The 22,119-nt window shown below is 69.8% G+C and carries 23 protein-coding genes; 16 read left to right on the forward strand and 7 right to left on the reverse strand.

The genetic code is table 11. The features are described from left to right. Positions 1–6 precede the first annotated feature (6 nt). The 3 genes from HNP48_RS16525 to HNP48_RS16535 are packed head-to-tail and all read left to right on the forward strand — an operon-like array spanning position 7 to position 3,680. Positions 7–645: a histidine phosphatase family protein gene (locus HNP48_RS16525; RefSeq protein ID WP_184858915.1), complete on the forward strand. Its 639-nt coding sequence runs from the start codon at positions 7–9 to the stop codon at positions 643–645. Then, positions 629–1,801 carry a DSD1 family PLP-dependent enzyme gene (locus tag HNP48_RS16530; RefSeq protein ID WP_184858918.1) on the forward strand — a complete coding sequence of 391 codons (1,173 nt, stop codon included), beginning with the start codon at positions 629–631 and terminating at the stop codon, positions 1,799–1,801. The genes HNP48_RS16525 and HNP48_RS16530 overlap by 17 nt, the downstream gene beginning before the upstream one ends. A gap of 40 nt (positions 1,802–1,841) precedes the next feature. Further along, complete coding sequence (locus HNP48_RS16535) at positions 1,842–3,680, forward strand: lysoplasmalogenase family protein (RefSeq protein WP_184858920.1); 1,839 nt, start codon at positions 1,842–1,844, stop codon at positions 3,678–3,680. On the opposite strand, the gene HNP48_RS16540 is transcribed toward HNP48_RS16535, so the two are convergent. After that, positions 3,613–4,518 (reverse strand): hypothetical protein, encoded by a 906-nt coding sequence (locus HNP48_RS16540; protein ID WP_184858922.1) that lies wholly within the window; start codon positions 4,516–4,518, stop codon positions 3,613–3,615. The two genes, HNP48_RS16535 and HNP48_RS16540, sit on opposite strands and share 68 nt — an antisense overlap. Before the next feature lie 23 nt (positions 4,519–4,541). After that, on the reverse strand, positions 4,542–5,606 hold the full coding sequence (gene ruvB, locus HNP48_RS16545) for a Holliday junction branch migration DNA helicase RuvB (RefSeq protein WP_184858924.1): 1,065 nt from the start codon (positions 5,604–5,606) through the stop codon (positions 4,542–4,544). Between the two features lie 116 nt (positions 5,607–5,722). Between ruvB and HNP48_RS16550 the strand changes: the two genes are divergently transcribed. Then, complete coding sequence (locus HNP48_RS16550) at positions 5,723–6,871, forward strand: carbonic anhydrase family protein (protein WP_184858926.1); 1,149 nt, start codon at positions 5,723–5,725, stop codon at positions 6,869–6,871. Here the strand turns inward: HNP48_RS16550 and ruvA are convergent, their stop codons facing one another. Then, the gene (ruvA, locus tag HNP48_RS16555; protein ID WP_184858928.1) at positions 6,872–7,447 is read right to left on the reverse strand and encodes a Holliday junction branch migration protein RuvA; all 576 of its coding nucleotides are present in this window, start codon (positions 7,445–7,447) and stop codon (positions 6,872–6,874) included. It abuts the gene before it with no gap. 91 nt (positions 7,448–7,538) lie between these two features. Here ruvA and HNP48_RS16560 point away from each other — a divergent pair, with 91 nt between their 5' ends. Continuing rightward, positions 7,539–8,495 carry a PhoH family protein gene (locus tag HNP48_RS16560; RefSeq protein ID WP_184858930.1) on the forward strand — a complete coding sequence of 319 codons (957 nt, stop codon included), beginning with the start codon at positions 7,539–7,541 and terminating at the stop codon, positions 8,493–8,495. 9 nt (positions 8,496–8,504) lie between these two features. After that, a complete protein-coding gene (gene ybeY, locus HNP48_RS16565) occupies positions 8,505–9,002 on the forward strand; it encodes an rRNA maturation RNase YbeY (RefSeq protein ID WP_184858932.1) in 498 nt (165 codons plus the stop codon). Here the strand turns inward: ybeY and HNP48_RS16570 are convergent. Then, on the reverse strand, positions 8,999–9,586 hold the full coding sequence (locus tag HNP48_RS16570; RefSeq protein WP_184858934.1) for a histidine phosphatase family protein: 588 nt from the start codon (positions 9,584–9,586) through the stop codon (positions 8,999–9,001). The genes ybeY and HNP48_RS16570 overlap by 4 nt on opposite strands. A gap of 160 nt (positions 9,587–9,746) precedes the next feature. Here HNP48_RS16570 and HNP48_RS16575 point away from each other — a divergent pair, with 160 nt between their 5' ends. The 6 genes from HNP48_RS16575 (at position 9,747) to HNP48_RS16600 (ending at position 15,722) form a co-directional block, all read left to right on the forward strand. Further along, the gene (locus HNP48_RS16575) at positions 9,747–10,487 is read left to right on the forward strand and encodes a sulfite exporter TauE/SafE family protein (RefSeq protein WP_184858936.1); all 741 of its coding nucleotides are present in this window, start codon (positions 9,747–9,749) and stop codon (positions 10,485–10,487) included. Between the two features lie 160 nt (positions 10,488–10,647). Beyond that, entirely contained in the window at positions 10,648–11,523 is an 876-nt protein-coding gene (locus HNP48_RS16580) for an AEC family transporter (RefSeq protein WP_184858938.1), read from the forward strand. A 149-nt stretch (positions 11,524–11,672) separates the two neighbouring features. Beyond that, complete coding sequence (locus HNP48_RS16585) at positions 11,673–14,039, forward strand: ATP-binding protein (protein ID WP_184858940.1); 2,367 nt, start codon at positions 11,673–11,675, stop codon at positions 14,037–14,039. Continuing rightward, positions 14,036–14,749: a methyl-accepting chemotaxis protein gene (locus HNP48_RS35660; RefSeq protein ID WP_184858942.1), complete on the forward strand. Its 714-nt coding sequence runs from the start codon at positions 14,036–14,038 to the stop codon at positions 14,747–14,749. The genes HNP48_RS16585 and HNP48_RS35660 overlap by 4 nt, the downstream gene beginning before the upstream one ends. Positions 14,750–14,759: 10 nt before the next feature. Continuing rightward, positions 14,760–15,320, forward strand: a complete 561-nt coding sequence (locus HNP48_RS16595) for a hypothetical protein (RefSeq protein WP_184858944.1) — start codon at positions 14,760–14,762, stop codon at positions 15,318–15,320. A 33-nt stretch (positions 15,321–15,353) separates the two neighbouring features. Next, on the forward strand, positions 15,354–15,722 hold the full coding sequence (locus HNP48_RS16600) for a response regulator (protein WP_184858946.1): 369 nt from the start codon (positions 15,354–15,356) through the stop codon (positions 15,720–15,722). A gap of 6 nt (positions 15,723–15,728) precedes the next feature. Here HNP48_RS16600 and dtd read toward each other — a convergent pair whose 3' ends face one another. Further along, the gene (gene dtd, locus HNP48_RS16605) at positions 15,729–16,187 is read right to left on the reverse strand and encodes a D-aminoacyl-tRNA deacylase (protein WP_184858948.1); all 459 of its coding nucleotides are present in this window, start codon (positions 16,185–16,187) and stop codon (positions 15,729–15,731) included. Further along, positions 16,184–17,128 carry a cation diffusion facilitator family transporter gene (locus tag HNP48_RS16610; protein WP_184858950.1) on the reverse strand — a complete coding sequence of 315 codons (945 nt, stop codon included), beginning with the start codon at positions 17,126–17,128 and terminating at the stop codon, positions 16,184–16,186. The genes dtd and HNP48_RS16610 overlap by 4 nt, the downstream gene beginning before the upstream one ends. Positions 17,129–17,174: 46 nt before the next feature. Between HNP48_RS16610 and HNP48_RS16615 the strand changes: the two genes are divergently transcribed. The 4 genes from HNP48_RS16615 (at position 17,175) to HNP48_RS16630 (ending at position 20,708) form a co-directional block, all read left to right on the forward strand. Next, positions 17,175–18,719, forward strand: coding sequence for a sensor histidine kinase (locus HNP48_RS16615; protein WP_184858952.1), 1,545 nt, complete (start codon positions 17,175–17,177; stop codon positions 18,717–18,719). Next, positions 18,716–19,348, forward strand: a complete 633-nt coding sequence (locus HNP48_RS16620) for a response regulator transcription factor (protein WP_184858953.1) — start codon at positions 18,716–18,718, stop codon at positions 19,346–19,348. Before HNP48_RS16615 ends, HNP48_RS16620 begins: the two co-directional genes overlap by 4 nt. A 117-nt stretch (positions 19,349–19,465) precedes the next feature. Further along, positions 19,466–19,960, forward strand: coding sequence for a heme-binding protein (locus HNP48_RS16625; protein WP_184858956.1), 495 nt, complete (start codon positions 19,466–19,468; stop codon positions 19,958–19,960). A 28-nt stretch (positions 19,961–19,988) separates the two neighbouring features. Next, entirely contained in the window at positions 19,989–20,708 is a 720-nt protein-coding gene (locus HNP48_RS16630; RefSeq protein ID WP_184858958.1) for an ankyrin repeat domain-containing protein, read from the forward strand. Here HNP48_RS16630 and dbpA read toward each other — a convergent pair. After that, on the reverse strand, positions 20,698–22,101 hold the full coding sequence (dbpA, locus tag HNP48_RS16635; protein WP_184858961.1) for an ATP-dependent RNA helicase DbpA: 1,404 nt from the start codon (positions 22,099–22,101) through the stop codon (positions 20,698–20,700). The two genes, HNP48_RS16630 and dbpA, sit on opposite strands and share 11 nt — an antisense overlap. Between the last annotated feature and the right edge of the window lie 18 nt (positions 22,102–22,119).

A 22,119-nucleotide genomic window follows, 5' to 3' on the forward strand; every position in this document is an offset into this window, starting at 1 on the left:
TTCTGAATGCAAGCCACCCGCATCATTGCCGTACGCCATGGCGAAACCGCCTGGAATGTCGATACCCGCATCCAGGGCCACCTGGACATCCCTTTGAACGAGACCGGCCAGTGGCAGGCCCGGCAACTGGCCCAGGCGCTGGCCGGTGAGGCGATTGACGCCATCTACGCCAGCGACCTGCAGCGCGCCTTCGCCACCGCCCAGGCCGTGGCCGATGCCACGGGGGCGCCCATCACGCCCGAGCAGGGGCTGCGCGAGCGCAGCTTCGGCCACTTCCAGGGCCGCACCTTCAAGGAAATCGAGGCCGAGCTGCCCGACGATGCGCGGCGCTGGCGCACGCGCGAGCCCGACTACACGCCCGAAGGCGGTGAATCGCTGGTGATGCTGCGCGAGCGCATCGAGCGCACCGTGTTCGCGCTGGCCGAAAAGCACCCTGGAGAGCAGGTGCTGATGGTGGCGCATGGCGGCGTGCTCGACGTGCTCTACCGCCTCGCCACGCGCCAGGAAATCCAGGCACCACGCACCTGGCAGCTGTCCAACGCGGCCATCAACCGCCTGCTCTGGACCCCGGACGGCCTCACCCTGGTCGGCTGGGCAGATACCCAACACCTGGACAACGCAGCGCGCGATGAAACCACTACCTGAAGCCTTGCGCGCCAGCATCGGCGCGCGGGTGGACCTGATCGACACCCCCGCCCTGGTGGTGGACCTGGACGCCATGGAGCGCAATATCCAGCGCATGGCCGAGTTCGCGCGCAAGCACCGGGTACGCTGGCGCCCGCACGCCAAGATGCACAAGAGCGCCGAGCTGGCCCTCTTGATGCAGCAGGCCGGCGCCCAGGGCGTGTGCGTGCAGAAGGTGGCCGAGGCCGAGGCGCTGGCCGCCGGGGGCGTGAACGACATCTACATCAGCAACCAGGTCGTGGCCGGGCCCAAGCTGCTGCGCACCGCCCGGCTGGCCGCGCAGCTGGCGGCGCGTGGCGGCCGGCTGGCGATTGCGGTGGACAGCCCCGAGGGCATCGAGCGCCTGGCCGAGGCCATGGTGCTGGCCGGCGGCGAAGCCAGCATCGACGTGTTCGTGGAGATCGACGTAGGCCAGGGCCGCTGCGGCGTGCCCCCGGGTGAGGCCGCCGTACCCCTGGCCCAGGCCATCGCGCGCCATGCCCCGCGCCTGCGCTTTGCCGGGCTGCAGGCCTACCATGGCCGCGCCCAGCACCTGCCGGGCATGGCCGAGCGGCGCGAGGCCATTGCCGGCGTGGTGCGTGCCGCAGCCGACACCCGCCAGCGCATCGAGGCCGCGGGCATTCCCGTGCCGCTCATCACCGGATCGGGCACCGGCACCCTGGTGCACGAGGCCGCCAGCGGGGTGTATGGCGAGCTGCAGGCCGGCTCCTTCCTCTTCATGGATGCCGACTACGCGCGCAACGAGCGCGAGCCGGCGCAACCCCAGTTCGAGCACGCGCTGTTCGTCAAGACCCAGGTGATCTCGGTCTGCGACACCCATGCCGTGTGCGACGCGGGCCACAAAAGCCACGCCATCGACTCGGGCCTGCCTGTGGTGGCCCTGCTGCCCCCGGACCGCGCGCTGCGCTACGCCAACGGCGGCGACGAGCATGGCCTGCTCCATGCCGAGAGCCCCAAGACCCGGCTGCCGGCCCTGGGCCGCATGCTCTGGCTCATTCCCGGCCACTGCGATCCCACGGTGAACCTGCACGACCACTTGATCGGCGTGCGCGGCGGCCTGGCGCTGGGCACGGTGGAGCGCATCATCAGGGTTGATGCCAGAGGCGCGCTGACCTGATTGGGGCAAGAATCGGCGAAACCTCCGTGTTCGCCCTTCAATGAGCCCCAACCAGATCATCGTTCTCGCCACCCCGGTCTTCTTCCTGCTGATCGCCATCGAACTGGCGGTGGGCTACAAGCGCCAGCGCATCACCTACCGGCTGCCCGATGCCATCAGCAGCATCAGCCTCGGCATGCTGAGCCAGACCAGCGCGGTGTTCACGCGGCTGCTGCGCATAGGCATCTACACCGCCGTGTTCGAGCATGTCGCGCTGTGGCGCAATGATGCCTTCTGGCTCAGCCTGCCGGGCTGGCTGCTGGCCCTGCTGTTCTACGACTTCTGCTACTACTGGCTGCACCGCATGGGCCATGAGTCGGCCGTGCTCTGGGCCGCGCACGCCGTGCACCACCAGAGCCAGGACTACAACCTGTCCACCGCGCTGCGCCAGACCAGCTCGGGCGCGCTGCTCGGCTGGATGTTCTATGTGCCCATGGCGCTCGCGGGCGTGCCACCGCTGGTGTTCACCACCGTGGCGCTGGTCGACCTGCTCTACCAGTTCTGGGTGCACACCGAGCAGGTCGGTCGCCTGGGCTGGTTCGACCGCTGGTTCTGCAGCCCCAGCAACCACCGCGTGCACCATGCCGTCAACGACGTCTACCTGGACAGGAACTACGGCGGCATCCTGATCGTCTGGGACCGCCTGTTCGGCACCTTCAAGGACGAGGACGACCGGGAGCAATGCGCGTACGGCACGCGCGGCCTGCTCAACAGCTGGGACCCGCTGTGGGCCAATGCCCAGGTCTACGCCGGCCTGGCGCACGACAGCTGGCATGCACGCAACTGGCTCGACAAGCTCCGGGTCTGGATCAAGCCGCCGGGCTGGCGCCCGACCGATGTGGCCGAGCGCTTTCCCAAGCCGGCGTTCGACATCGCCCAGATGCCGCTGTACCACCCGCCCATGTCACGCGCCCTGCAGTGGTTCGCCGGCGTGCAGTTCGCGCTCATGCTGGCGGGCGTGGCGGCCTTTCTCTGGCAGGCCGATGCGGCGCCGCTGGCGGACAACGCCGTCTGGTTTGCGACCTTGCTGGCGGCCCAATGGGCCCTGGGCGCAGCGGTGCAGGGCCGCATCGGCATGGGCATGGCGCTCCTCATCGAATCGGCCGCCCTGGCCACGGCGACCAGCGTGCTCGGGCTGCAGGAATGGCACTGGCTGTTCAAGCCCCTGACCATGGTGATCGCCATCGCCGTGGTCACCGGGCACCTGCGCGCCGCGGCGCCCGGCAGCGGGCTCGGCCGGTCCGAAGGCCGCTGGCTCATCGCCGCGCTGGCCGGCTCGCTCGCGGGCGATGTGTTCCTGATGTTCAGCGGTTTCTTCATCCCCGGGCTGGTGAGCTTTCTGCTCGCCCACCTGTGCTATATCGTGCTGTTCCGCAAGGGCGTGCCCTGGTTTGCACGGCGCGGCGCGCTGCTGGCCACGCTGGCCATCGGTGCGGGCATGTATGCCTTCCTGTGGCTGGGTGGGTTGCCCACCGCGCTGCGCGGGCCCGTGGCGGCCTATGTGCTGGTGATCGCCCTCATGGCCGCCCAGGCCATTGGCCGGGCCACTGTGCTCGGCGGGCGTGGCGCCTGGCTGGTCGCCATCGGCGCGGGCTTCTTCATGCTCAGCGATGCCACGCTGGCCACCAACCGCTTTGTGCAACCCCTGCCGCTGGCGCAGCTGTGGGTGCTGTCCACCTACTACATTGCGCAGGTGCTGATCGTGGCGGGCATGCTGTACCCGGCCCGCCCGCAGCGTTCCACCGCGGTCGGTGGTGAAGGTTCCGCAGTACTCAGTGGCGAAGGTTCTGCTGCGAGCGCTGCAGTGCCGCCGACGGGATATGCAACGCCCCGGCCATGAGCAGGGCGCCCAGGGCCAGAAGGAACCAGGAGCACAGCAACCACAGGAAGGTATCGGCATTGCGCTGGCCAGGATGGGACTGCAGGTTCAGCGCCGCCACCTCCTCGACCACCCCGGCAAGGCCGCGCCCCGCCACATAGTGGTACACCGCGCCGCCCAGGGCCCACATGCCGACGGCGAGCACTGCAACGCCCATGCAGGCCAGCCCGGCACGCGGTCGCTTGCCGGCACCGAAGAACCACAGGCCCAGGGAGATCCCCAAGCCCACCGAGCCCAGCCACCAGGGCTGCAGGCCGTCGCTGGCCACGGGCAGCACCCATGGCCAGGCCCAGGGCAGCGGGGCCAGCAGCCATTCGGACCGCGGCGCCGCCCCCGGCCAGACGCCCAGCGCGCCCCACATGCCCGGTGTACTCAGCAGCCACAGCAGCAGGCTGATGCCCGCCAGCGTGCCCGAAGCCAGGTAGGCCCGCAAGCGCCAGCGCGCACAGCGCTGCGGCCCCCAGGCGGGCAGGTGCCGCCCCGCCAGGTAGGTGGCCCAGGCGGCTGCAAGGCACCAGAGGCTGGCCGCGCCCCACACGGCGACCCAGCCCGGCAGGTCTTCGAAGCCCTCCAGCAGAAACACAGGCAAGTGGCCATAGACCACCCCACCCAGCCCGTGCAACACCATGCAGCCCAGGACCAGGGCCAGGCCGCAGGAGTTGAGAAAGCGCTGCTCGGGGGCCAGGGCCTCCCAGTCGGACTGCCAGGCCAGGGCCCTGGCCACGCCTTTTCCGCGGCGCTCGGCCTGGGCTTTGGCGATTTCGCGCAGCTGCCTGCGGCGCTTTTTGGAGCGGGACATGGCCGGACAGCGCCCCGGTGGCTTCAGCCTTCGAACAGGTCCTGCCCGCCGGTCTTGGGCGGTGTCACGCCCAGGTGCCGGTAGGCGGCCAGCGTGGCCACCCGGCCGCGCGTGGTGCGCTGCAAAAAGCCCTGCTGGATCAGGTAGGGCTCGATCACGTCCTCGATGGTGCCGGCCTCTTCGCCGATGCTGGCGGCGATGTTGTCCAGCCCCACAGGCCCGCCGTCGAAGCGGTGCACCACGGCCTCGAGCAGCTTGCGGTCCATCACGTCGAAGCCCTGCGGGTCCACGTCGAGCATGGCCAGGGCGCGGTTGGCGATCTCCTGCGTGATGCGGCCATTGCCCTTGACGTCGGCATAGTCGCGCACGCGGCGCAGCAGGCGGTTGGCGATGCGCGGCGTGCCACGCGAACGGCGTGCGATCTCGAAGCCGCCCGCCTCGTCCATGGGGGCATTGAGCAGGCCGGCGCTGCGCTGCACGATGCGCGCGAGCTCTTCAGAGGTGTAGAACTCCAGCCGCGCCACGATGCCGAAGCGGTCGCGCAGCGGGTTGGTGAGCATGCCAGCGCGCGTGGTGGCCCCCACCAGCGTGAAGGGCTGCAGGTCGAGCTTGATGCTGCGCGCCGCCGGGCCTTCGCCGATCATGATGTCGATCTGGTAGTCCTCGAGCGCGGGGTAGAGGATTTCCTCGACCACGGGCGAGAGGCGGTGGATCTCGTCGATGAAGAGGACGTCGTTCTTTTCCAGGTTGGTCAGCAGCGCCGCCAGGTCCTTGGGCTTTTCCAGCACCGGGCCGCTGGTCTGGCGCAGGTTCACCCCGAGTTCGGCCGCGATGATGTGGCTCAGCGTGGTCTTGCCCAGGCCCGGCGGGCCGAACAGCAGCACATGGTCCAGCGCCTCCTCGCGCTTGCGCGCCGCGCCGATGAAGATCTCCAGCTGCTCGCGCGCCTTGGCCTGGCCCACGTACTCCTGCAGCAGCTTGGGCCGCAGGGCACGCTCGATCGCCTCCTCCTGCGGGGAGGCGGGCGCGGCGGACACCACGCGCTTGGGCGGTGGCACGGGGGCGAAATCGTCGGTCTGGATGGTCACGGTGGTTCTGTCCGGGGGTCGAATGCCCGCGCAGGCGGGCAGGCTGGAACTATATCGCCCGGGCGTCTCCCCAGGGGTAAAGTAAGCGGGAGCGGCGCCGATAGAGGAAGAAGACCATGAAAAAGACGATGCCCGCGCCCACCCGCCTGCCCCGGCCACTGCTGCTGCAACAGCTGGCCGCGCTGGCGGCCTGTGGCGCCACCGCCCTTGCCGCGACCGCCCAGACCGCGCCGCCCCCGCCCTCGCGGGCCGCCAGCGGCACGATCCGCATCGAGAACCCGCAGGACAAGGCCACCCTGGCCACCCGGATCGACGAGGCCATCCAGCGCGCCAAGGCCCGGAATGCGGCCCCCACCCCGCCAGGCGCACGCCGGCGGGCTGAGCCCCTGCCCAGCGTGGAAGTGCGCATTCCGTCCGAGCGCCCGCGCATGCCGGCCAAGGCCGAAGCCCCCCCGCCGGCCCCGCCCCGGCCGGCCGTGCAGGACCCTGGAGCCAGCCGCCGTTACATCCAGACGCGGGCGGCCGAGCTCGCCGCCGCCGCGCCGCCGGCCCCGCCACCACCGCCTGCCGACCCGCGCACGGTGCGCTGGGACCACGCCAGCGGCGACAAAGGCCCCCAGGCCTGGGGCAGCCTGCACCCGGACTTTGCGGCCTGCAGCCAGGGCACGCGGCAGTCGCCGATCCACATCACGGCCCAGGATGTTGCGGTCGGCCCGGCAGACCCCCTGCCCTTCGGCCACCAGTTCTTCGGCGGCACGGTGTGGAACACGGGGCACGGCCTGGAACTGGAGGTGGAAGGCGCCAGCATCCTGCCCCTGCGCGGGGCCCCCTGGCGCCTGGTGCGCCTGCAGTTCCGCCACCCGGCGGAGGAGCGGGTGCACCTGCAGAACTACCCCATGGCCACCGAACTGGTGTACCAGGGCCCGAACGGCCAGATGGCCGTGGTGAGCGTGCCCATGCAGCTGGGCAACCCCAATGCTTTCATCACCCGCATCTGGACGCACATGCCCCTGGATGCGCAGGACCGCGTGCGCCTGCCGCAGCCGGTGCTTTCCGTGGGCGAGCTGCTGCCGCAGGACCGGCGCTACTACCAGTATGCAGGCTCCCTGAGCGCCCCGCCCTGCACCGAGGGCGTGCTGCGCATCGTGATGAAGGCCCCGGTGAGCATAGGGCTCGAACAGCTGCGCCTGCTGCAGCGCGTGTCGCCGCCCAACGCACGGCCCGTGCAGGCGACGAATGGCCGCCTGGTACGCGAAGCCCAGTAGCTATTTGGCCAGTGACTTGAGTGCCAGCTTGATACCCTCGCTCACGCCCACGTCGGCCGGCAGGGCCTTGAGCGCGGCGGCCGCCTCCTTGTCGTTGTAGCCCAGGGCCAGCAGGGCCTGCAGGATGTCGGCCTGGGCATCGCTGGCGGCGTGGTGGTGTGCGCCGCCCATGTCGGCACCCAGCTTGCCCTTGAGCTCCAGCAGCAGGCGCTCGGCGGTCTTCTTGCCGATGCCGGGCACCTTGACCAGGCGCCCCGCCTCCTGCAGCGTGATGGCCTGGGCCAGGTCGCCCACGCCCATGCCGCTCAGGATGGACAGCGCCGTGCGCGGGCCCACGCCCGAGATCTTGATCAGCTCGCGAAAGGCCTGGCGCTCTTCGGGCGTGCCAAAGCCGTAGAGCAGCTGCGCGTCCTCGCGCACGATGAACTGCGTGAGCAGGCTCACGCGCTCGCCCACCGAGGGCAGGTTGTAGAAGGTGCTCATGGGCACATTCACCTCGTAGCCCACGCCGTGGCAGTCCAAAAGCACCTCGGGGGGATTCTTCTCCAGCAGGGTGCCGGTCAATTTGCCTATCATTGATGTCCTTTGCCGACGCTGGCGTGCCGCGCGGCGCCGCCGCATGCACCGTGCCTGCGGCCGTTTCCATTGCCTGACGGGAATTATCAGCGTGATCCTGCGCCACACCTTCACTCCCCACAACAACACCCGGCTCACCCACCTGTGCGGGCCGGCCGATGCGCACCTGCGCACCATCGAGGAGGCGCTGCAGGTCAGCATTGCGCACCGGCACGAGCAGTTCAAGGTCGATGGACCCAAGGCCAAGGCAACCCAGGCCATGGAGCTGCTGCAGGCCCTGTACGAGATGGCCGAGCGCCCCATTCCCGAAGACCACATCCAGCTCATGCTGGCGGGCGACAGCGAACTGCTGGAAGCGCCGGACGACGCCATCGTGCTCAATACGCGCCGGACCGACCTGCGCGGGCGCACGCCCACGCAGAACCTGTACCTGCAGAACATCGCCACGCACGACATCACCTTCGGCATCGGCCCGGCCGGCACCGGCAAGACCTACCTGGCCGTGGCCTGCGCGGTGGACGCGCTGGAGCGCAGCAATGTGCAGCGCATCGTGCTGACCCGCCCGGCCGTGGAAGCCGGCGAGCGCCTGGGCTTCCTGCCCGGCGACCTGGCGCAGAAGGTGGACCCCTACCTGCGCCCGCTGTACGACGCGTTGTACGAGCTGATGGGCAGCGACAAGGTGCAGAAGGCCTTCGAGCGCAATGCCATCGAGATCGCACCGCTGGCCTTCATGCGCGGGCGCACGCTGAACAACGCCTTCGTGATCCTGGACGAAGCCCAGAACACCACGCCCGAGCAGATGAAGATGTTCCTCACGCGCGTCGGCTTCGGCTCGCGCGCCGTGGTCACGGGCGACGTGAGCCAGATCGACCTGCCCAAGGGCGCCATGAGCGGCCTGATCGACGCCGAGCGGATCCTCAAGCGCGTCAAGGGCATCGCCGTCACCCGCTTCACCAGCGCCGACGTGGTGCGCCACCCGCTGGTGGCACGCATCGTCGATGCCTACGAGGCCTCGACCACGCGCCGCAGCGCGGCGAGCAAGCACTGAGAGCCATCCATGCCATTGAACCAACTGTCCCTGTCATTGCAATTCGGCCGCTTCGACGGCGCCGCCGCCCACCGCGCCGTGCTGCCACGCCACAAGGTCGCGCGCTGGATACGCCACGCCCTGGCCACCGACGCAGAGATCACCGTGCGCATCGTCGATGCCGAGGAAGGCCGCCAGCTCAACAAGGACTACCGGTACAAGGACTATGCGACCAATGTGCTGACCTTCGACTACACCCAGGAGCCCCTGGTCGCGGCCGACCTGGTGCTGTGCGCCCCGGTGATCGAGCGCGAGGCGAAGGAGCAGAACAAGAGCCTGGAAGAGCACTACGCCCACATGCTGGTGCATGGCGCACTGCACGCCCAGGGCTGGGACCACGAGACCAGCGCGGCCGATGCCGACGAGATGGAGTCCTACGAAACCGCCATCCTGCAGGAACTGGGCTTTGCCGACCCCTACGACGCCAAGCCCGTGGCGGCCAGGCCGGCGAAGGCCCGCAAGCGCTAGGAAACCCCATCCACCGGCAGCCACCAGGACAGTGCGCGGGGCTGCGCACCCCACTGGACCGTGAAGTAGTTGCCGCCGCCGTTGGCAGGCTGGTCCCAGCGCCGTGCAATGGGCTGACCGGTGAGGTGGCAGTACAGCAAGGTCCCCACGGCACCGTGCGAGACGATGGCGATACCGCCGGCCGTGGTGTCGCTGGCAGCAATGGAGGCCACGGCCGCCGTGATCCGGGCCTGCGCATCGATGGCCGTCTCCCAGCCGCGCACCGATGCACCGGGCTGCGCAAAGAACACATCGGCCACGGCCTCGAACTCGGCCCGCGGAAGATAGCCGGTGGAGCTGCGGTCGTTTTCGCCCAGCGCTGGATCCTGGGTGAACCCCAGCCCGCAATGCGCCGCCAGAATGGCAGCGCCATCGATGGCCTTTTGCTCGGTGCTGCAGTAGATGGATGACAGGCCCGCCACCCAGGGCAGCGCGAGCGCCGCCGCCATGCGGTCTCTGCCACGCGCGGACAGGGACCAGCGGGTGATGGGCACAGCGGGGTCGATCACGACATCGGGGTGGCTGATGAAATGCAGGGTGCGCATGGTGAAGCGGGGGAGGCCCTTGGAATTTCCCTTTTTGAGGCAAAACACCTTTTACCCTATCCATGCGCCGTGACCGCGCAGGGCGCTGCATCTCCCCCTAAGATGCGCGCGACGCCAGCCTGGGCTGGCGCTTTCTCTGCACCACCGACCCCTGCGTTCCATGCCTGAAATTGCCCTGCTGCTTGCCGCTGCCTTCGTGGCCGGCGCCCTCAATGCCGTTGCCGGGGGGGGCAGCTTCCTGACCCTGCCAGCCCTGGTGTTCACAGGGGTGCCCCCGGTGGTGGCCAATGCCACGGGCACGGTGGCGCTGCTGCCCGGCTACATGGCGGGGGCCTGGGGATTCCGCGAAGACACGGCGCCACCGCCCGGGCTGTCGATGCGGCTGCTGGTGGTGCTGGCCCTCGTGGGCGGTGCGGCCGGTGCGGCCCTGCTGCTGGTCACGCCCGAGTCCACTTTCCGCCGCGTGGTGCCCTGGCTGCTGCTGGCCGCCACGGCGCTGTTCGCCTTCGGCCCCTGGCTGCGGCAACGGCTGGCGGACGGCGCCCCCTCCACCCCCAAGGCCGTCGCAGGCCTGCTGGCCGTGGCGGCCTATGGCGGCTACTTCAATGGCGGGCTCGGCATCCTGCTGCTGGCCCTGTTCGGTCTGCTCGGGCAGGCGAACCTGCATGCCATGAACGGCCTCAAGAACTGGGTGTCGGCCCTGCTCACGGCGATTGCCGTGGCCATCTATGCGGCCGGTGGCGTGGTGCAGTGGCCCCAGGCCCTGATGATGATGCTGGCCGCCACGGCCGGCGGCTACGGCGGTGCGCGCGTGGCGCGGCGCATCCCCGCGCACTGGCTGCGCGCCGGCATCGTGGCCACGGGGTTGGTGATGGCGGGCTTATTCTTCTGGCGGCAATGACTGCGGGGCGGTGGTGGATGCAGCCCGGCACTCAGGACACCCGGGAAATGATCGACGCGGGTCGCCTGCGCCAAGTGCTGGCGAGCGCAGGCGGCTGAGGCCTGCCCCTGCAGGCCTGGCGCAGGTGCTTTAAGCTCGGGGAATCGCTCCCCGGGTTTCCATGCTGCTGCGCATTCTCTCCATCCTGTTTCCTTTGTTCGCCATTGCAGCCCTGGGCTATGCCGTCGGGCGGCGCATGAAGCCCGATCTCTCCACCACCAACGAGCTCAACCTGGCCGTGTTCGCGCCGGCCCTGGTGTTCGGCGCCATCGCGAGCAAGGATTTCCGCGCCCAGGACCACCTGCCGCTGCTGGCGGCCACGCTGCTGCTCATCGCCGGCACGGGCGTGGTGGGCTGGCTGGTGGCACGTGCGCTGCGCATGGACCCCAAGACGCTGGTGCCGCCCATGATGTTCAACAACTGCGGCAACCTGGGCCTGCCGCTGGCGGTGCTGGCCTTCGGCCAGGAAGCGCTGGCACCGGCGGTGGCGATGTTCGTGGTCTCCAACGCGTTGCAGTTCTCGTTCGGCATCTGGCTGCTGGACCACCAGGCACGGCTGCGCACGGTGTGGGCCTCGCCCGCCATCCTGGCGGCCATCGCAGGCCTGGTCGTGGGCCTGGCGGGCTGGGAGCTGTGGCCGCCCCTGCTCACGGCCATCCGCATGGTGGGCGACATCTCCATCCCACTGATGCTGTTCGCGCTCGGGGTGCGCATGGCGGACTCGCGCATCCACTCCATCGGCTTCGGCGTCTTCGGTGCCGTGCTGCGCCCGGTGGCGGGCATGGCCATCGCCTGGGCCGTGGCCTGGGGCATGGGCCTCGCGCCGCGCGAGCAGGGTCTGCTGCTGGTTTTCGGTGCGCTACCGCCCGCGGTGATCAACTTCATCCTGGCCGAGCGCTACCGGCAGGAGCCCGACAAGGTGGCGTCGATGGTGCTCATCGGCAATCTGGGCGCGCTGGTGTTCCTGCCCTTCGCGCTGGCGTTCACCTTGCCGTAGCAGCCCGCGCAGGCCTGGAGCGCTGGCTCTCTGCGCCGAACCAGGCGGGCTTGCCCCTTGGCTGCCCGGGGGCACTGTCATCAAGCCGCAATGCGTGGCGGCGACAGTTGAATCAAATTGTTACATTGGTTCAGCCGCCAGTCCTGCCCATGACCGTCCGCCTGCGCATCACCCTGCTCATCACCCTCACCTTCCTGGCACTGTGCGCCATCGGCGGCTTTGCGCTGTACCAGTCGTCCCGCGGGGCCCAGCAGGTCAAGGCAGTCACCGAAGGCGTGGTGCCCAGCACCATCCAGTCGGTGGAACTGATGGGCCAGCTCAAGGATGTGCACATCGCCACCATGGCCATGGTCTCGGCACCCGACGAAGCCAGCGCCAAGACCCTGCACGAAGCCCTCTCCACGCGCAAGGCGGACCTGCAGAAGGCCCTGGCCGAGCAGACGCGCCAGGCCGACAGCGACGCCCAGCGCGGCCTGATCAAAGAGGCCGAGATGAGCCTGGAGAACTACTTCCAGGCCATCGACAGCACGGCCCAGTTCAAGCTGGCCGGCCAGCAGGAGGCCGCCGAGGCCACCATGGCCGCGACCGTGGACCAGTACCTGCGCGAGCAGGGCCAGATGATCGAGGCCGTGCAGGTGGAAAAACGCCGCGGCAAGGACCAGGCCATCGCCTCGCTGAACACCAACCTGCGCGAAACCACGACCACGCTGAGCGCGATCACCCTGGTGGCGGTGCTGGGCATGGCGGGCATCGGGCTCATGCTGTACCGCCAGATCGTGCGCCCCATCGGCGAAATGGAGCGCAAGATGACCGAGATCGCCACCAGCCAGGACTTCTCGCACCGCGTGCCAGTGGCGCGCATGGACGAGATCGGGCGCTCGCTCACGGCCTTCAACCTCATGGTGGCCAAGATCGAGGAGAGCACCGAGCTGGTCCGCCAGCGGACGGCCGACATCCAGGTCATGCTGCACACCATTCCCCAGGGCATCCTGACGCTGCAGGCTGGCGGCCTGGTCCACCCCGAATACTCGGACCACCTGGCCAGCATCGTCGGCACCCGCGAAATCGCCGGGCGCAGCGTGGTCGATCTGCTGCTCACCCACACCGATCTGGGTGCGGATGCGCTCTCGCAGGCCACCACGGCCATCGACGCGTGCATCGGCGAGGACCTGATGAACTTCGACTTCAACGCCCACCTGCTGCCCGGCGAGGTGAGCGCGCGTTTCGGGGACGGGCGGCCCAAGGTGCTGGACCTCACCTGGTCACCCATCGCAGCGGCCGACGCAAGCATCGAGCGCCTGATGCTCTGCGTGCGCGACGTGACCGAGTTGCGCGAGCTGGCACGGGCCGCCCAGGTGCAAAAGCAGGAGCTGGCCATGATCGGCGAGGTGCTGGCCGTGCAGCAGGAGAAATTCCAGGACTTCGCGGACAGCTCGGCCTCCTTCGTGCGGCACAACCAGCGCCTGCTGGACGCCGCAGCCACCGATGCGCCGGCCCGCAGCGCCGCTGTCGCGGAGCTGTTTCGCAACATGCACACCCTCAAGGGCAATGCCCGCACCTACGGCCTGCTGCAGCTGGCGGACGTGGCCCACACGGCCGAGCAGCGCTACGACACTTTGCGCCAGGAACTCTCGGGCTGGGACGTTGCAGCACTCGAAGCCGAACTGCAGGCGGTGCGCGCATCGCTGGAGCACTATGCCCAGATCAACGACACCACGCTCGGCCGCAAGGGCCCGGGGCGCCGTGGCAGCGTGGAAAAGTACCTGATGGTGCCCCGCGAACGCATCGACGCGCTGCTGCACGCCACTGACAATGCCCTCCAGAGCGGCGACGCCAACGCCCCGCGTGCCCTGCTCGAAGAGGTACAGCACGCCCTGCAACTGCTGGGCACCAGCCCGCTGCAGGACATGCTGGAACCGGTGCTCGCCTCGCTGCCCGGACTGGCGCAAGAACTGGGCAAGGAAGCGCCCCAGGTCGCCATCGCCGATGGTGGCGTGGTGCTGCGCACCCAGGTCGCCGACGTCTTGCGCAACACCTTCATGCACCTGCTGCGCAACGCGCTGGACCACGGCATCGAGGCAGCGGCGGAGCGCGCCGCCAACGGCAAGCCGCCGCAGGGCCGGATTGGAATCAGCCTGCACCAGGCCGGCGCGCAGCTCACGCTGCGGCTGTCCGACGATGGCCGGGGCCTGGACCTCGCCCGCATCCGCGACAAGGCTGTCGCCTCGGGGCTGGTGCCAGAGGGCCGCCGCCTCACGCCCGCCGAAACGGCCCAGTTGGTCTTTGCCCCCGGTTTCTCCACCGCCCGCGCGGTGACCGCCATCTCGGGCCGCGGGGTCGGCATGGACGCGGTGAAGGCCTTCGTCGAATCCGTGGGCGGCAGCATCGCGCTCGAACTGGGGCCGACCACAGAGGGTTCGGAGCATGCGCCGTTCCAGACCGTGATCCACCTGCCCGCGCAGTACGGCGTGGCGCAGCGCACCCCGGTGGAGTTTGCCGAGGAGGCCGCACGATGATGGACATCCTGATGCTGCTGTGCGGAGGCGCACTGGGCGCAGCGCTGGTCGGATGGCTTTCACGCCGCCGGCTGCGCCAGGCCGCGCTGGCGGCCGAGGCCGAGGACCCGCATGCCCAATGGGCGCTGGAGAGTGAGAACGCCCGGCTCCAGACCCAGGTCGATCAACTGCACGATACGCTGCAGCAGACCCAGGCCCGCATGGAAGACGCCCTCACGCAGTGGCAGCAGGAGCAGCGCCTGATCGCACACAGCGCCGGGCAGCAGACCCAGGCCGTGGTGCAGGGCGCGATGGGCCACAGCCAGACACTGGCCAAGGCCCTGGCCGAGCTGCAGGGCATCAGCAAGACCTTCGAGCGCTGGCATGCCGACATGAGCAAGCTCGTGGCCCACAACAAGGACATGCACGAGAAGAACGACGAGTTCGCGCGCATCGTGCGCCAGATGGTGATCGTGGCGCTGAATGCCTCGATCGAGGCGGCCCGCGCGGGCGGTGCGGGGCGCGGCTTTGCCGTGGTGGCCAACGAGATGCGCGCGCTCTCGGTGAACGCCGAAGCCCTGTCCAAGCACTACCGGGACAACCTCTACAAGAACGACCTGATCGCCACCACCACCTTCCAGGACATGCAGGCGGGCGGCAAGATGGTCATCAACACGGCCATGGGCCTGGCGCTGACCAATCGCAAGATCCAGACCGCCCTGGGCGCCTGATCCCAACACCATGACACTGAGCCAACGCGCCAGGGACAGCCTGGACGGCATGATGGCCGAGGGCCTGCGCCAGAGCATGGCGCAGCACCACCCCGGCGCGCAGCTCCGCGCCGTGGCCGCCCCCGGGCCGGCATCGGCAGCCACCCACATGGCGGTGCTGTCGATTGCCTCCTACTCCTTTCGCATCATCACGGCGCTGCACTTCGCACACGATGCGCGCACCCGCGCCTGGATCGCGGGCCGGATCGGCCTGGACGAATCCGGCATGGGCGGCCAGCCGTTCCTCGACGCGGTCTGCGAGATCGGCAACATGTGCTGCGGCACGCTGAACCGCGAACTGGGTGCGTTCTACGACTGCCTGGGCCTGTCCACCCCGCAGGTCCTGGACATCCGCAGCCTGCCGCACCTGGCGCAGATCGGTACGGACCACCTGCAGCACTTCGAGATCACCGACCTGCTGCCCGGCCCGCCCCTGTACGCGACCCTGTGCGCCCGCGCCTACACCCCCATGGACTTCCACTGGACAGCCCCCGAGGTGCAGGAGACCGCGGGCGAGCTGGAATTCTTCTGACCCGCTTTTTCTCTTTCCTACAAGGACAGCACCATGGCCAATATCCTCGTCGTCGATGACTCCAGCACCGTGCGCAACGAAGTCGGCAACTTCCTGGGCCAGAACGGCTTCGACATCGCGTTCGCGGTGGACGGCCGCGATGGCCTCGCCAAACTGCAGCAGGACCCGCGCATCAAGCTCGTGGTCTGCGACGTGAACATGCCCCACATGGACGGCCTGACCATGGCCGAGAAGGTGCGTGGCGAGCTCAAGAACACCGGCGTCAACATCGTGATGCTGACCACCGAGAACTCGCCTGCCATGAAGGAGCGCGGCAAGGCCGCCGGCGTCCGCGGCTGGATCGTCAAGCCCTTCAACGGCCCGGCGGTTCTGGGCTCGTTCCAGAAACTCGTTGCCGCCTGACCCTGCCTACTGCACAGGCGCCGCTGGCGCAATGCGCAGCGGTATGGTGATCGGCCCGTCGTTGATGAGGTGCACCTGCATCTCGGTCGCAAAGCGGCCGGTGGCCACCACCGGGTGCAGGGCACGGGCCTGCTCCACCACGTAGTCGAACAGGCGCCGCCCCTCGTCGGGCGCGGCGGCCTGGGTGAAGCTCGGGCGGTTGCCGCCGGTGGTGTCGGCAGCCAGCGTGAACTGGCTCACCAGCAGCAGGCCGCCGGCCACGTCCTGCAGGCTGCGGTTCATCTTGCCGGCCTCGTCGCCGAAGATGCGCAGCTTGAGCAGCTTGGCCAGCAGCCGGTCGGCCTCGGCCTCGGTGTCGCCGCGCTCGGCGCACACCAGCACCAACAGGCCATGGCCGATGGCGCCCACGGTCTGGCCCTCTACGTCCACGCGCGCCTCGCGCACGCGCTGAATCACACTGATCACGTCGTCACATCCTCGGTTTCGGGTTCATGGAAAAGCGCCTCCACGTCGTTGGGCAGCAGCTCGATGGTGGCACGCAGGCCGGGCACGGCCGCCACCAGGGCCCGCTCCACCTGGCCGCGCAAGCGGGCGGCCTGGCCCAGGGTCCAGTTGGCGGGCACATGCAGGTGCAGGCTGGCGAACTGGCGCTGGCCCGCGCGCCGCGTGGACACATGGTCGAAGCGCACCGCCCCGGGCACCTGCGCCTGCGCGAAGCGCTGCAGCGTGGCCTCGATGGCGGCCTGGACCTCGGGCTCGGCGGCCTCGTCCATCAGGCCCTGGGAGGAGCGCCAGACCAGGGACACGCCCTCCCTGAGGATATTGAGCCCGACGGCGATCGCGGCTGCCGCGTCGAGCCACAGCCAGCCCGTGAGTGCCGCAGCCGTGATGCCCACCAGCACGCCGGCCGAGGTCCAGACATCGGTGAAGAGGTGGCGCGCATCGGCCTCCAGCGCAATCGACTGGTGCACACGCGATGAGCGCAGCATGAGCCAGGCCAGCACGCCGTTGAGGACCGAACTGGCCACCGACAGCGCCAGCCCCCAGCCCACCTGCTCCAGCGGCTGTGGAGCGAAGAGCCGGTGCCCGGCCGCCCAGAGAATGCCCAGCGACACCCCGACGATGAGAATGCCCTCGAAGCCCGAAGAGAAGTACTCGGCCTTGTGGTGGCCATAGGGGTGGTTCTCGTCGGCCGGCCACTGGGCGATGGTCACCATGGCCAGCGCAAACACGGCGCTGGCCAGGTTGACGAAGGATTCCATGGCGTCCGACAGCAGGCCGACCGAGCCGGTCACGTACCAGGCCAGTGTCTTGAGCGCGATGGTGACCAGCGCCACGGCCACCGACGCCCACAGCAGATTGCGGGGCGTGAGCCAGGGATGGTGCGGCGGGGTGGTGGTGGGCATGGCGGACTGGATTACACCAGACCGCCTGCGTGCCAGAATCCGCACCATGACCAAGGCATGGCGCCATCGCCTCGCAGGATTGCTGTTGTGGGCCCTCGTGGCCGGAGCCGGCGCCGGCTGGCTCGCCCATGCGCGCGTGGAACAGCTGCGCGCGGCCTTCGATACCGACGCGCGCATCGTGCACCGGCTGCTGAGCCAGCGCGTGGTGCAACACGACGCCGTGATGGCCACGCTGGCCCTGCTCCAGCCCCCGGTCCCGGGCGCCATGGCCGACACGGCAGCGGCCTCGACCCTGCCGCGCCTGCCTTCCGTCTATCCGCAGATCCTGGCCGTGCTGCAGCGGCCGGCCGGCGGTGCCTGGCCGGCCGCGCAGAAGGCGGCGCTCGATGCCGCCGAAGCCACATCGCGCCGCACCGGGCGCGCCGAGATGGCCCTGGCCGATCTGGCCGCCGGCCGCTACCACCTGGTGCTGGCGGGCAGCCCCGCCAGCTACGCGCTGCAGATCGATCTGGCCGCCACCGTGCCGCAGGAGGAATGGCCGATGAACCGGGTGACCAGCCCGGTGCGCGTGGCGCTCGAACAGTCCGGCCAGGCCTTCATCGTGCAGCCAGGCCGCCACCTCGACCGCATGGGCTGGCGATTCGGCGTGCACAAGCTGCTGGCATCGCCCAGCCAGCCCCTGGACGTGGTGGCCGAACGCACCGTGACCCCGGCCGAGCTGCCCTGGTGGGCCATGCTGGGCTGGTGTGCACTCACTGCGGCGCTGTGGGCCGGGGCCCTGGCCTGGTGGCGCCAGCGTGTGGCGCGCCAGCGGGCCGAAGAACTGCTGCGCCTGGGCCAGGTGGCCCGGCTCAATACCCTGGGCGAGTTGGCCGCCGGCATGGCGCACGAGCTCAACCAGCCCCTCACGGCCCTGCTGGCCAGCACCCAGGCCGCCAAGCGCCTGCTGGGCGAGTCGCCGCCCGACCTGGACACGGCCTTCGAAGCCATGGGCCGCGCCGTGGAGCAGGCGCGCCGCGCATCGGCCGTGGTGGGCCGGCTGCGCCGCCTGGTGGAGCGGCCCGACCTGGCCGGCCAGGCCCAGCCGCTGGCACTGCCGGCCGCTGTGCAGGACGTGCTGCACCTGGTGGAGCCCGAGCTCCGCCAGCGCGGCGTGGCCCTGGAGCTGGCCGCCGAACCCGACCTGCCCGCGGTGCTGGCCGAGCCCGTGGCGCTGCAGCAGATCGTGCACAACCTGGTGATGAATGCCTTGCAGGCCATGGAACAGGTGCCGGCCAGCGAGCGCCGGCTCGAACTGCACATGGCGCAGCAGGACACGGGCCAGGTGGCGCTGACCGTGCGCGACCATGGCCCGGGCATCCCGGCCGAGGCGCGCGAGCGCCTGTTCGAACCTTTCTACACCACGCGCGAAGGCGGCCTGGGCCTGGGGCTCACGCTGTGCGAAAGCCTGGCGCAGGCCATGGGCGCGCAGCTCTGGCTGGCGCCGGCCGGCGGGCGCGGTGCGGCCTTCGTGCTGGAGCTGCCCGTGACGGCGCAGGCGCCCGCGGTGGCCCACCCGGCCGCGTCCCTCCACACCCCCGTGCATCCATGACCGACCACGCCACGCCCCTGTCCCCGCTGATCCACCTGGTGGACGACGATGCCGCCGTGCGCGACAGCCTCTCCCTGCTCATCAGCACCGTGGGCCTGCGCGTGCAGGCCTGGGCCGACCCGCTGGCCTTTGCCAGCGGCTTCGACCGCGCCAGCATCGGCGCCATCGTGCTCGACGTGCGCATGCCGGGCACCAGCGGCCTGGCCCTGCTGGAGCAGTTGCTGGCCCAAGGGGTGGACCAGCCCGTGGTGATGCTCACCGGCCATGGCACGGTGGACATGTGCCGGCGCGCCTTCAAGGCCGGGGCGGCCGAGTTCCTGGAAAAGCCGGTGGACGACGAGGTGCTGCTGGAGACCCTGCAGAACGCCGTGCGCCAGCATGTGCGCTCGCGCGAGCGCCAGCAGGCCGACCAGCAGGCGCGCGAGCGCCATGCCCAGCTCTCGGCGCGCGAACGCGAGGTGCTGGGCCTGATCATCGAGGGGCTGACCAACAAGGAGATCGGCCGCGCGCTCGAACTCTCGCCGCGCACGGTCGAAACCCACCGCGCCAACCTGTTCGCCAAGCTCGGGGCCGAATCGCTGGCCCAGCTGATACGGCGCTATGCAGCGCTGGTGGACGGCGCTCCGTAGTTCTACGGAGGCCCGCGCGTAGCCGCACGAATGGTGCCGGCGGCCGGCGTTTTTTACAGTTCTCCCACGGCCCGACACCTTGCCAGGCCGGCCTTCCAAACCACCGGAGAACACACCATGCAACGCTACGCCAAGACCGCCGCCGCCATCGCCATCGCATTCGCTGCCACCGCCGCCAGCGCCGAAGGCGTGCGCACCGAGAAGAACATCTCGCTGGACCTGGCCACGCAGATCGCCGCCCAGACCGTGGCCACCTGCACCGCCAACGGCTATGCCGTGACCGCCACCGTGGTGGACCGCGCCGGCACCGTGCGCGCCGTCTACCGCGCCGACAACGCCGGCCCGCACACGCTGGAAGCCAGCCGCCTGAAGGCCTACACCTCGGCATCGGCCAAGAACACCACGCTGGCCATGATGGAAGGCGCACAGAAGAACCCCGCCGCCGCCAACCTGGTCAACATCCCCGGTTACCTGCTGCTGGGCGGCGGCGTGCCCGTGAAGGTGGGCAATGAAGTGATCGGCGCCGTGGGCGTGGGCGGTGCGCCCGGCGGCCACCTGGACGAGCAATGCGCCGTGGCGGGCATCGCCAAGGTGCAGGACCAGCTCAAGTAAGCCCTCGCGAACCGAACCAGAGCACGCCATGGCCCACCGCACCGCCCCCCCTTTCGCCAGCACGGCGCGTGCGCTGTGCGCCATCGCCGCGACCCTGGCCTGCGCTGCGCTGCAGCCGGCCCAGGCCCAGGTGCCGCCCAGCGCGGCCGACATCGCCGCCTACCAGGGCGTGCATGCCGCGGCGGCCCAGGGTGACAGCGCGGCGCTGCAGCGCCTGCTGGCCAGCGCCGGTGCCGCCCAGCTCAATGCCCGCGACGCCCATGGCCGCACGGCCCTGCATGTGGCCACCTTCGCGCGCCAGCGCGAAGCCATCCGCGTGCTGGCCAAGGCCGGCGCCGGGCTGGACCTGCTGGAGAACGACCGCTACGACGCCGTGACCATCGCCGCTGTGGCCGACGACGAAGAGACCCTGGCCCTGCTGCTCTCGCTGGGCGCCAGCGCGAAACAGGTGACCAGCCGCTACGACGGCACGGCCCTGATTGCCGCCGCCCACCTGGGCCACGATGGCGTGGTGCGCCAGTTGATCGCCGCCGGCGCGCCGCTGGACCATGTGAACAACCTGCACTGGACGGCGCTGATCGAGTCCATCGTGCTGGGCAATGGCGGGCCGCGCCACCAGGCCACGCTCAAGGCCCTGGTCCAGGCCGGCGCCAGCAAGGCGCTGACCGACCGGCAGGGCAACACCCCCCTGCAACTGGCACGCCAGCGGGGCTACGATGCCATGGTGCAGATGCTGGTCAGTCCGTGACCAGGCGCGCTTTGACGGCCTTGCCCTTGACGCGGCCGCTGTTGAGGCGGTCGGCCGCCTGGCGGGCGATGGAACGGTCCACCGCTACATAGGTGGAGAACTCGTTGACGTTGATCTTGCCGATCTGCTCGCGCGTGTAGCCCATCTCGCCCGTGAGTGCGCCCAGCACGTCGCCGGCGCGGATCTTTTCCTTGCGCCCGCCCACGATCTGGATGGTGGCCATGGGCGGCACCAGCGGCCCACCGCCCGTGGGCACGAGCTCGGCCAACGGGTACCAACGCGATTCGCGGCCCTGCAACTGCTCGATCTTGCCCACGCTGCCCATCTCGTCCATGCTCGCGAGGTTGAGCGCCAGGCCCTCGGCATCGCCGCGGCCGGTGCGGCCGATGCGGTGGATGTGCACCTCGGGGTCGGGCGTCACGTCCACATTCACCACGGCCGCCAGGTTGGCGATGTCCAGGCCGCGCGCGGCCACGTCGGTCGCCACCAGCACCGAGCAGCTGCGGTTGGCAAACTGCACCAGCACCTGGTCACGCTCGCGCTGCTCGAGTTCGCCGTAGAGCGCCAGGGCGCTGAAGCCCTGGGCCTGCAGCACGGCCACGAGGTCGCGGCACTGCTGCTTGGTGTTGCAGAACGCCAGCGAGGACTCGGGGCGGAAGTGGTTCAGGATCTGCGAGACCACGTGCAGGCGTTCGGAGTTCTTCACCTCGTACCAGCGCTGCGCGATCTTGCCCTCGGCATGCTGGGCCTGCACGGTGATCTGTACGGGCGCCTTCATGAACTGCTGGCTGAGCTTGGCAATGCCCTCGGGGTAGGTGGCCGAGAACAGCAGGGTCTGGCGTCCCTGGGGGCACTGGCGCGCCACGGTGGCGATGTCGTCGAAGAAGCCCATGTCCAGCATGCGGTCGGCCTCGTCGAGCACCAGGGTGTTGAGCGCCTCCACCGACAGGTTCTGGCGCTCCAAGTGGTCCATGACGCGCCCGGGCGTGCCCACCACGATGTGGGCGCCGTGTTCCAGGCTCACGGCCTGGCCGCGCAGCGGCACGCCACCGCACAGGGTCACCACCTTGATGTTCTCTTCGGCCCGCGCCAGGCGGCGGATCTCGGTGGTCACCTGGTCGGCCAGCTCGCGCGTGGGGCACAGCACCAGCGCCTGCACGGCGAAGCGGCGCGGGTTGAGGTTGGCCAGCAGGGCCAGGGCGAAGGCGGCCGTCTTGCCGCTGCCGGTGCTGGCCTGGGCGATCAGGTCCTTGCCCAGCAGGGCGGGTGGCAGGCTGGCTGCCTGGATGGGGGTCATCTGCGTGTAGCCCAGTTGCTGCAGGTTGGCCAGCGTGGCAGGGCCGAGGGCCAGCGCGCTGAAATCAGCGGCGGCTTGGTTTTCTTTGGAGGTCATGGCCCCAATTATCCGGGG

The organism is Acidovorax soli (assembly GCF_014207955.1).
In the GTDB taxonomy this organism is placed as follows: Bacteria; Pseudomonadota; Gammaproteobacteria; order Burkholderiales; family Burkholderiaceae_C; genus Acidovorax; species Acidovorax soli_A.

Excerpts from the sequence above, each read along its gene's own strand:
- HNP48_RS16625 (WP_184858956.1), top strand. The coding sequence starts at position 19,466 with ATGCAACGCTACGCCAAGACCGCCGCCGCCATCGCCATCGCATTCGCT.
- HNP48_RS16595 (WP_184858944.1), top strand. The coding sequence starts at position 14,760 with ATGACACTGAGCCAACGCGCCAGGGACAGCCTGGACGGCATGATGGCC.
- HNP48_RS16610 (WP_184858950.1), bottom strand. The coding sequence starts at position 17,128 with ATGCCCACCACCACCCCGCCGCACCATCCCTGGCTCACGCCCCGCAAT.
- ybeY (WP_184858932.1), top strand. The coding sequence starts at position 8,505 with ATGCCATTGAACCAACTGTCCCTGTCATTGCAATTCGGCCGCTTCGAC.
- HNP48_RS16580 (WP_184858938.1), top strand. The coding sequence starts at position 10,648 with ATGCTGCTGCGCATTCTCTCCATCCTGTTTCCTTTGTTCGCCATTGCA.
- HNP48_RS16630 (WP_184858958.1), top strand. The coding sequence starts at position 19,989 with ATGGCCCACCGCACCGCCCCCCCTTTCGCCAGCACGGCGCGTGCGCTG.
- HNP48_RS16575 (WP_184858936.1), top strand. The coding sequence starts at position 9,747 with ATGCCTGAAATTGCCCTGCTGCTTGCCGCTGCCTTCGTGGCCGGCGCC.
- HNP48_RS16600 (WP_184858946.1), top strand. The coding sequence starts at position 15,354 with ATGGCCAATATCCTCGTCGTCGATGACTCCAGCACCGTGCGCAACGAA.
- HNP48_RS16570 (WP_184858934.1), bottom strand. The coding sequence starts at position 9,586 with ATGCGCACCCTGCATTTCATCAGCCACCCCGATGTCGTGATCGACCCC.
- HNP48_RS16620 (WP_184858953.1), top strand. The coding sequence starts at position 18,716 with ATGACCGACCACGCCACGCCCCTGTCCCCGCTGATCCACCTGGTGGAC.
- HNP48_RS16540 (WP_184858922.1), bottom strand. The coding sequence starts at position 4,518 with ATGTCCCGCTCCAAAAAGCGCCGCAGGCAGCTGCGCGAAATCGCCAAA.
- HNP48_RS16525 (WP_184858915.1), top strand. The coding sequence starts at position 7 with ATGCAAGCCACCCGCATCATTGCCGTACGCCATGGCGAAACCGCCTGG.
- HNP48_RS16535 (WP_184858920.1), top strand. The coding sequence starts at position 1,842 with ATGAGCCCCAACCAGATCATCGTTCTCGCCACCCCGGTCTTCTTCCTG.
- HNP48_RS16550 (WP_184858926.1), top strand. The coding sequence starts at position 5,723 with ATGAAAAAGACGATGCCCGCGCCCACCCGCCTGCCCCGGCCACTGCTG.
- ruvA (WP_184858928.1), bottom strand. The coding sequence starts at position 7,447 with ATGATAGGCAAATTGACCGGCACCCTGCTGGAGAAGAATCCCCCCGAG.
- dbpA (WP_184858961.1), bottom strand. The coding sequence starts at position 22,101 with ATGACCTCCAAAGAAAACCAAGCCGCCGCTGATTTCAGCGCGCTGGCC.
- HNP48_RS16585 (WP_184858940.1), top strand. The coding sequence starts at position 11,673 with ATGACCGTCCGCCTGCGCATCACCCTGCTCATCACCCTCACCTTCCTG.
- HNP48_RS35660 (WP_184858942.1), top strand. The coding sequence starts at position 14,036 with ATGATGGACATCCTGATGCTGCTGTGCGGAGGCGCACTGGGCGCAGCG.
- HNP48_RS16615 (WP_184858952.1), top strand. The coding sequence starts at position 17,175 with ATGACCAAGGCATGGCGCCATCGCCTCGCAGGATTGCTGTTGTGGGCC.
- HNP48_RS16530 (WP_184858918.1), top strand. The coding sequence starts at position 629 with ATGAAACCACTACCTGAAGCCTTGCGCGCCAGCATCGGCGCGCGGGTG.